The organism is Arthrobacter sp. 10T413_2 (assembly GCF_056394205.1).
Genome location: NZ_JBFTHK010000179.1, coordinates 1 through 8444, shown reverse-complemented (window position 1 = coordinate 8444; position 8444 = coordinate 1). Strand labels below are relative to the sequence as shown.

Annotated in this window: 7 protein-coding genes and 1 pseudogene; 3 read left to right on the top strand and 5 right to left on the bottom strand. The window is 67.7% G+C overall.

Going from position 1 to position 8444, the window contains the following annotated elements; translation table 11 throughout:
• Positions 1 to 292: 292 nt before the first annotated feature.
• Genes AC1DBQ_RS19495 through AC1DBQ_RS19485 form a run of 3 tightly spaced genes read right to left on the bottom strand, consistent with a single transcriptional unit; the run spans position 293 to position 3697 of the window.
• A complete protein-coding gene (locus AC1DBQ_RS19495; protein WP_476930077.1) occupies positions 293 to 1015 on the bottom strand; it encodes a TM2 domain-containing protein in 723 nt (240 codons plus the stop codon).
• A 21-nt stretch (positions 1016 to 1036) separates the two neighbouring features.
• Positions 1037 to 2149 carry an AI-2E family transporter gene (locus tag AC1DBQ_RS19490; protein WP_476930076.1) on the bottom strand — a complete coding sequence of 371 codons (1113 nt, stop codon included), beginning with the start codon at positions 2147 to 2149 and terminating at the stop codon, positions 1037 to 1039.
• A gap of 30 nt (positions 2150 to 2179) precedes the next feature.
• Positions 2180 to 3697, bottom strand: coding sequence for a CYTH and CHAD domain-containing protein (locus AC1DBQ_RS19485; RefSeq protein WP_476930075.1), 1518 nt, complete (start codon positions 3695 to 3697; stop codon positions 2180 to 2182).
• Positions 3698 to 3936: 239 nt separating this feature from the next.
• Between AC1DBQ_RS19485 and AC1DBQ_RS19480 the strand changes: the two genes are divergently transcribed.
• Complete coding sequence (locus tag AC1DBQ_RS19480; RefSeq protein ID WP_476930074.1) at positions 3937 to 4206, top strand: hypothetical protein; 270 nt, start codon at positions 3937 to 3939, stop codon at positions 4204 to 4206.
• Between the two features lie 137 nt (positions 4207 to 4343).
• On the opposite strand, the gene malQ is transcribed toward AC1DBQ_RS19480, so the two are convergent.
• Both malQ and AC1DBQ_RS19470 read right to left on the bottom strand, forming a co-directional pair.
• On the bottom strand, positions 4344 to 6545 hold the full coding sequence (gene malQ / locus AC1DBQ_RS19475; protein WP_476930073.1) for a 4-alpha-glucanotransferase: 2202 nt from the start codon (positions 6543 to 6545) through the stop codon (positions 4344 to 4346).
• Positions 6546 to 6554: 9 nt separating this feature from the next.
• Positions 6555 to 7112, bottom strand: coding sequence for a hemerythrin domain-containing protein (locus tag AC1DBQ_RS19470; protein WP_476930072.1), 558 nt, complete (start codon positions 7110 to 7112; stop codon positions 6555 to 6557).
• Between the two features lie 230 nt (positions 7113 to 7342).
• Here AC1DBQ_RS19470 and AC1DBQ_RS19465 point away from each other — a divergent pair, with 230 nt between their 5' ends.
• A complete protein-coding gene (locus AC1DBQ_RS19465) occupies positions 7343 to 8131 on the top strand; it encodes a M50 family metallopeptidase (RefSeq protein ID WP_476930071.1) in 789 nt (262 codons plus the stop codon).
• Positions 8132 to 8140: 9 nt separating this feature from the next.
• Positions 8141 to 8444: pseudogene (locus AC1DBQ_RS19460) on the top strand (glutathione S-transferase family protein); the annotation flags it as partial.

The window sequence follows — 8444 nt, the reverse complement described above, 5'->3', positions numbered from 1 at the left end:
CCCAAGGAGGCTAGTGAGGACCAKGACTACGGCCACCAGAGCGGCTCTCCATCGAGGACGCGGACTTTCCGTCGATGGGGCACTGGCCGGTACGTGGTGCTGGAAGCCGATGGCTGGCATGGGGGGTCTCCGTCAAGCAGGTACGGACAATAGCCGGTCGTGACCGGCCTGCCCGGTTTGCGATATGGGTGTGCGCTGCCCCAGCCACAGGCCATCACTGTGCGCCCGTTGCTTACCCGGAGTCAAGGCAAAAAAGAAAACCGACCAAGACCGTGTGTTGCTCCGTCTTGCCCTACCCGGGGAGCCGGTATTCCTGGGCCGTGAGGTGCCAGATGGTGCCGGTGGTGCTGACTATCAGCGTGTACGTTCCCGGGGCCAGGGTGAGGCCGATCGCCCMGGCGCCGGCCTTKACCAGGGACAGCACGGTGAGCGCCGGCCCTTTCACGGGTTGGAGGTAGGCGACGGCGGGCCCGGTGAAGGTGTACTCGATGTGGAGCTTGCCGGTAAGGGTCACGACCGGCCCCGGGGGTTTCGTGGCCGAGGCCTCGGCCACGGTGACCCACTCTTTCACCGGGGGCGGCGGGGCCGGGTGCAGCAGGGCGTTTACGGCGGTGACGGTGGCGGTGACAGTCCCGGTGACGGGTGCCGCGGTGACGCAGACCAGCGCACCCGCGAGGGCKCCGACCAGGACAATTGAGGCCGTGCGCAGGCCGCGGCGCAGGGGGTCGGTCCCGACCAGCGGCATTGATGCACCGTCGGCGGCGTATTCGTCGGTGATCCGGAACAGGTCAATGAGCCACCAGATGCCGGCGCCGCCGAGCGTCAACAGCTTCAGGGTGCCGGTGACGGGCCGGTGGAGGTAGAACCGGTCCGCGCCGGTGAAGCCCAGGAACAATGCCAGCAGCCACGCGGTGCGCAGGGAGCGCCGCGGCGGCATGTCACCTTCGAAGAAAAGCCCATACTGCTCGGCCAGGGGCATATCCCGATTCTGGACCAGCCACGCCGGGATGTCCATGACGGCGCCTTTCATGCCMTCTCACTCAACGGGCTCTCCGTCCCGCAGCTCGGGCACCGGCTTCTCCGGTCCGGGCACCTGATCTTTTTCGGTCCACGTCTTAAAAACGGTCCAGGCGACGGCGGTGATCGGAACGGCCAGCAGCGCGCCGACGATTCCGGCGAGGATGGTGCCGGCGGCCAGGACGAGCAGAATGGCGAGCCCATGGATGCTGAGCACCTTGCCCATCAGGACCGGCTGCAGGAAGTGGTGTTCGAGCTRGTTCACCKCGATCACGATGGCGAGGACGATCAGCGCCTGGATGGGGCCGTTGGAGATCAGCGCGACAGCGATGGCCAGGGTGCCTGCGACTGTGGCACCGACAATGGGGATGAATCCGCCCATGAAGATGAACACACCCAGCGGGAGGGCCAGCGGAACTCCCATAACGGCGAGGGCGATCCCKACGGTGAGGCCGTCTATTGCGGCCACGATGGCAGTGCCGCGGACGTACCCGCCCAGGACGGCGGTGCTGCGGTCTGCGGCCAGGCGTGCCCTGGCGCGGTGGTCCGCGGGAAGGAAGCCGATGAGAAAGGTCCGGATCTCAAGGCCGTCCTTGAGGAAAAAGAACAAGGTCACGACCATCAGTAACGCGCCGGTGAAKATTTCCCCCACGGTCCGTGCCCCGGTGAGGGCTTCAGCGCCGAAGGTGCTGGAAGTGAGGAACACCCGGGCCGAGTCGATGGCAGCGGTGATCTGTCGGTCGGTGACGGGGACCGGCCCGTTATTCAGGAAGGCATGCAGTTGGTCAATCCCCGCAGCGGCGCGGGCTGAGAGCTCTGCCCACTGGTTGTTCACCAGGAAAACGATGCCCGTGATGATGCCTCCGACGACTACGAGGATGGCCACGAAGGAGGCAACGACTGCGAGGGCGCGCGGCCAGGCATGCCCCGTTAGCCAGCGGACCAGCGGGGAAATCGCTGCAGCCAGGATGACGGCGATCAGGACCGGGATGATGACAAGCGGGACGCTGGTGGCCGCCCAAATGATCGCGTAGGCAAGGGCAGCCACCGCCAGGGCCTGAACGGCGCGGATGCTCGCGCGGCCGAGTCCGTCTGACCAGATGGCCGGCAAGCCGGTGCGGGGTTCGGTCATTGGGGCTCTCTCTGCGGTTGGGAACGGTGTCTAGTTCCAGTGGAGAGGCTCCGGCCTGGACTTCCGCCACGCGCGGTAGAAGCTGGCGCGGGCCTCCTCGCCGCGCCGCTGCTCCAGCGCRTGCAGGCGCCCATAGCTGAATCCGTTGCCCCCGCCCGCCGCGGTCCGGGCCGCCAGCATTCGAAGGGTTTCCCGGGTTACGACGCTGTCCTGGAGGTCCCCGAGGATCTCCTGGATCCCCTCCGCGGCTTGAGCAAGAGACGTCGCCTGCTTGCCGAAAATCGTGGCTGCCGCTTCGGCGGCATAGCGCAGGCGCTTGGCGCATTTCCGGACTTCATGCAGCGCGGCATCCTCCGGCGCCGTTCCCGTCGCGCTGATCGCGGCGCGAACGGCTTTCTTCAACCGTTTGCGTTCAGCCAAGACGAGAAGGCCAATTGTCCGCCGTGCATCCCGGCTTGCAGCGTCCGTAAGCGGCGGCCCGGCAATGAGGGCATCGAGGGAATCGAGGAGGCGGAAGTAGCGGTCGCTGTCCAGCGCCGCTAACCCTGCAGCATGCGCCTGGTGATAGGTGGCGCCAAGGTTCTCCTCGATCTGCCGCGCAACCGGACCCATCAACAGCTCAGCGGGCTCGGCACTCATTAGTTCCTTCAGCCTGGCCCGCATGACTTCGGTGTCCCGCGCCTCACCAACAGCGCCGGCCAGCCACTGCAGCTCTGCCCTGAGGAACCGGGGCGTCGTGGCGTCCATGAGCTGCCGGAACGACGCCAGTGCCGACCGCAACCGGCGCGCGGCCACCCGCAGCTGATGCACGGCATCCGGCTGGTCAGTGCGGACACCCGGATCGTGCTCCTTGAGGGCCTGAACCTGTTGGGCCAGGTACAACAGCAGGACGTCCGACGCCGGCCCGTGCCGGCGCGGGTTGGGCACCGCTGCGTGACTCACGGGTACGTTCGGACCGAGCGCCCTGGCCAGCTTGGACGGCGCGGTGGCCACGGGGACTCCGTCTGCGGCGAGCACATCATCCGCATCGGCCAGCAGCTGTCTGGTGCCGTCGACGAGTTCAATTTCCCATTCCCGCCACCGCGACCGTTCCGCGGGGGTCAGGAAGGTTTGCGCCTCCACACGGTCGTCGCTGAACGAGGCCAGGACGGTGCCTTGGGCGGAATACAGGGGAATCGAGTTCCGCCGGGTCTTGAGCCGTGCGACCGGCACCAGCMCGTGACTCCGGGCGTGAACCTGCACCAACTGACGCAGGCGCTCCGGGACCGGACCCTCATCGCTTCCAAGCGGCTCCGTGATTTCACGGCGTCCCTCCGCGGCKAGCGGGAGCTTCAGGTGCCACCCCGCATCCTGGCCGCCGGTGCGCCGCCGCAGGGTGATCCGCTGAGCGGCCAGTGCCAGTTCTTCGGTGTCGAAATAGACAGCGTCCAGCTCCTCGATGGCGGCCACGCCCACGCGGTCCACTCCCGGAAGAGCGGCCAGCTGCGGAAGTGCAGCGGACTCCGCCGGACTGTACTTGTGTTCCACCTCGGTTACGTCGGCGGCCATGCTTCATTGTAGGAATGTCCACGCCCGCCCGGCCTGTGCCCAAAGGCCCTTATCGCAGGAGAGTGTCCGGGAAACCCGGTAGACGAATCGGGCGGCCATCCTGTGGAGCACGGCCATTCAGAAGGCACGCCGACCCCGGCCGCATGCGGCAAGAAAATAGTCTTGCCCGGATATGGAGCGGCGAGTAGCCTTCGGCGCAGTGGGCCTGCGGACCGCTGCCCCCTAAGAGAGGATGCGCCATGCCAACCATAATCGGCCACCACGACATCAAGGACAAGGATCATTGGCTTGCCTCACCCAAGCGCGAAGAGGTGTTCGGCCCTCTTGGCGTCACCAACATCCGCACGTTCGTCGACCCGCAGAACCCCAAGCACGTTGCGGTAATGATGGACGTTCCTGACGTGGACGCATTCAAGGCTGCGATGCAAAGCGAAGCAATGGGCGAGGCGATGGCCTACGACGGCGTACTGCCCGAGACCCTGGTCATCCTCGTCGAGGACAAGGCTTAGCTTCACCGGAGACAGCCGGGTGCACTCGGACGTGGCGAAGCTCCGACCAAATAGCGGTTGACCGGAGCTTCGGGACCATTATGGGCACCAGTTCCTGTGTGTAGGCCGGGAAACACCTGATCTACTGGTTGAGCAGATCACTCATCAGTGGCGCAATGGAGTGCACTCYGGACCGTGCCCAGGAGGGACAGGAAGCGCTCATTGGCCGGCAGGTCATCGATCAGGACGACGYCCTCGGGCCCGGCCAGCGGGATGCGCCAATTCGGATACTCGGTGCTGGTGCCCGGCTGGTTCTGGGTCCGTGACTCCCCCACGGCGTCCACGAGCGCCACGCCCAGCAGCGCGGACGGTGCCAGCGCCGTGTAGGCATAGAGCGCCTCGACCGTCGTCCGGACATCCGTGCCGCCTTCCGGCAGCAATCCGCGGGCCCTGACCTGCGCCAGGACGGCCTCCTGCTCGGCCGCTGCCTCGGCGCGCTCCTCATCCACGGGGCGCCCCAACAGCCCCAGCGATTCCCRCAAGGTGACGTGCTCACCGGCGAGGTAGCCCGCCGTCGGGGGAAGATCGTGCGTGTTCACGCTCGTCAGGCATTGCTGGCGGTAGTGTTCCGGCGGGATGGGGCCGTTCGCGTCATGTTCGAACCAGAGGATCGAGGTGCCGAGGATCCCCCGTTCGGCCAGATAGYCGCGGACCCAGGGTTCGAACACGCCCAGGTCCTCACCGATCACGATCGCTCCGGCGCGCTGAGCCTCCAGCGCGAGGATACCGATGAGGGCTTCGTGGTCGTAATAGACGTAGGTGCCGTTGCCCGGGCCGGCGCCCTCGGGGATCCACCAGAGCCGGAACAGGCCCAGGATGTGGTCCACGCGGATGCCTCCGGCGTGCCGCAGCACAGTCCGGAGCATGTCGCGGTAGGCGGCGTACCCGGATTCGGCGAGCCTGCCCGGATGCCACGGCGGCTGGGACCAGTTCTGGCCCTGTTGGTTGAACATGTCCGGCGGCGCGCCCACGCTCACGCCCCGGGCCAGGACGCCGGCCAGGGTCCAGGCGTCGGCGCCGCCAGGTTTCACGCCGACCGCGAGGTCATGGACTATGCCGATCTCCATCCCTGCCTGATGCGCCGAGCTCTGTGCCGCCTCGAGCTGCTGGTCGCAGAGCCACTGGAGCCAGCGGTGGAAATCCATCCGGGCGGCGAGCGTTGAACGCTGCTCGGCACAGTACGGTGAATCCGGGTGTGCCGCGGCCCCGGCCCACTCCGGCGCCGACGGCGGTAGTTGTTCGGCGAGCGCACACCACAGCGCAAAGTCCTCGAGTCCCTGTCCTTGCTCGGCGCAGAAGTCGGCGAACTGCCGGTTGCGGGCTGGTCCCCGGCGGACCGCATACACGAGTTCGAGGGCGGCCAGCTTCGCCGCGTAGGCGGCGTTGCGGTCCAGGAGGTCCCGGGACCGGTTTGCTGCCTGCAGGCTCGCGGCAAGGCGCGCTACCTCGGCCCGGCCGGTARCGTCCAGGTAACCGTATTCCGGGATTTCCTCGACCCGAAGGTAGAGGGGATTGAAAAAGCGCCGTGTGGTKGGAAGGTACGGGGAGTCTTCCACAGGCGGTACCGGTTCGGCGGCATGCAGCGGATTGACCAGGACAAAGCCCGCCCCCTGCTCACCGGCGACGACGGCGAGGTCGGTGAGGTCTGCAAAGTCGCCAATCCCCCACGACCGTGCGGACCGCACAGAGTAAAGCTGGGCCGTCAGCCCCCAGGAGCGACGTCCGGCGAGCCGGGCCGAGGTCCGGAGCCGGCCCGGCGTCACGATCAGCGGACACTGGGCCAGCGTGCCGTCGGCGTCCGCCCTCAGGGTATGCCAGCCGAGGCCAATGTGGCCGGGGACGGCAAAGGTCGCACGGCCGGTGAGGACGCCGTCGACGTCGACGGGCTGTTCCCAGTTCTCCTGCTGGGCGGCCTCGTGCCTGCTGCCGTCCTCGGCGTCGATCCAGACGCGGACGCGGCTTCCGTGCGGGACGTGGACATCGACGTGGACATCGCGTCCCTCCCCCGGCACCCCCTCCCTGAGTACAACGACCGGCGGGAGGATGCGCCGCCACGGCGCCAGTCGGGACTCCGCCAGCGAGCGTTGCTGCTCCKCAATCCCGTTGGCCGGGACTCCCAAGGCTCCCAGGACGTCCCGGAGCGTGTCCGCGGCCACGGAACGCTCTATGCCGTCCCAGCCCCAGTACGTCGTGCCGACGCCATGGGCCGCGGCAAGTTCGCGCAGGAGCGCGTCTGTGGTGTCTGTGTGCCCKGGGAGCACGGAGTAGTCGAGGTTCTCGTGGTGCGTACGGTCCGCCATGCGCCCACTCTAGACGCTGCCCCCGCGGGCCGCGCCCCCTCCATGGATGTGGGATTCACCTACTAGTTCTTCGAGCCCCTCGACGGCGACCGCCAGCGACAGGTCCGGGTGCCCCGCAAGGAACGGCAGCAGGAGCCGGTTCTCCTTCTCCAGATGTACGGCGACGAGTCCCCGCAGGGTGCCGGCCGCGACGGCGGCGTCCACGCCACCGGCTCCGCGCAATTGGTCGATCGCTCCAGCTATCGCCTGATGTTCGGCCAGCAGGGCCGTGACGAGCAGCCGGGCCTCCGGCGTGCCTTCCGCTCCCCCGTACAGCGGGCCCTCCTCGGCGAGCGCATGCGGGAGGAGGTCGGTTTCGCACCACTCCACGAGGACCTCGTGGGCTTCGTGTTCGGCGACGGTCTTGCCCGCCGTCACGGCGTGGATGAGAGCGTCGGTCAGGGCGTCGAGGCGCTTGAGCATCGCCGTATGATGGCTTTCGACCGCCTCGAGGGCACGGACTTCATTGGCCGCGTCCCCGGGCAGCGTGTTCCGCGGCGTTGCGGCCGCGGCGTCCGGATTGTCCATAGTGACTCCTGACTGGGCAGGATTGATGGTCGGATTCCACCTTACGGACACGGATGTCCGTGCGGACGGGTCTTTCGGCCCGTTCGTCCGCTCCTCCGCGTGTGTAGTGCACGGCCGCACCCGGCCTTGAGCCGGATCCGTTTCGACGCTGTCGCAGCGTCCGCGCTAGCCTTGCACCCTATGGTTGACGACGAACGCTACCGGATCCTTCAGCACGCCTCGGGCAGGCCATGACCTGGTTCCTCGTGCCCGGGGAACCGAACCTGGCCCAGACATGGTGGGAGCGGATCGTGGCCGGATTCGCCCACGCCCCCAGCCCGCACGTGACCAGCACCGAGCTCGCCGTGGTGATCCTGCTGGCCGTGGCCGTGTCCCTGCCCCGCCTCACCTGGCGCTACTTCGGACTGCTCGCCACGGTGACCCACGAACTCGGCCATGCCTTTGCCGCTCTCACCACCGGACAGCGGCTCGGCGGTATCCGTCTGGGCCTGGATCACTCCGGCACCACCACGACGTTCAGCAGGAGCCGTGCCTCCGCAGCCTGGTCCACCTTCTGGGGCTACCCCGTGCCCGCGGTCGTTGGCGCCGTGATGGTCTGGTGCGGTTTCAACGGCTGGGGACCTGCGGCGATGTCCGTGGGAACCCTGATCCTCCTGGCGTCCTTCCTGTTCCTCMGCAACGGCACGGGCCTGCTCATCACCGCCGCCGCCGTGCTGGCCGCGGCGCTCCTGGTGCTGTTTGTGCCGCCGGTGTTCAACGGGCACGTCATGATCGTGTTGGGCCTGGCGCTTCTGGTCGCCGCCRTCAGGGACCTCGGCAAACTGGCAAACGTCCATCTCCGGCACCGTGACAGGCTCACGACGTCGGACGCCTATCTGCTGGCCCGGGCCACCTMGGTCCCGGCCGCGGTGTGGATTATCCTCTTCGCGGCCGTGGTGGCCGTCGCTTGGTGGTTTGCGTGGCAGCCGATGGCGCCGGTGTTCACGGCCTTGTTCGGACACGTCATTTCCCCGCCGTAGGCTGGGACCATGAGCCAKACTACCCACACCGACGACCCCGGATTCAGCACCAAAGGCGCGTACGTGACCGGCGGCGCGGAATTCACCMGTGACACCAACTACATCGAGGACCKGATCACCCGGGACGGAGCCCCCGGCCGCAACGGCGAACCCGGCTGGCCCGTCGAGCCGGGGCGTTACCGGCTCATCGCGGCACGTGCCTGCCCGTGGGCCAACCGCACGGTGATCGTGCGCCGTTTGCTGGGCCTGGAGGACGTCATCTCGCTCGGCCAGCCCGGTCCCACCCACGATGCCCGGTCCTGGACCTTTGACC

Coding starts and splice junctions, on each gene's coding strand:
- AC1DBQ_RS19470 (WP_476930072.1), bottom strand. CDS start 7,112: ATGGACAATCCGGACGCCGCGGCCGCAACGCCGCGGAACACGCTGCCC.
- AC1DBQ_RS19480 (WP_476930074.1), top strand. CDS start 3,937: ATGCCAACCATAATCGGCCACCACGACATCAAGGACAAGGATCATTGG.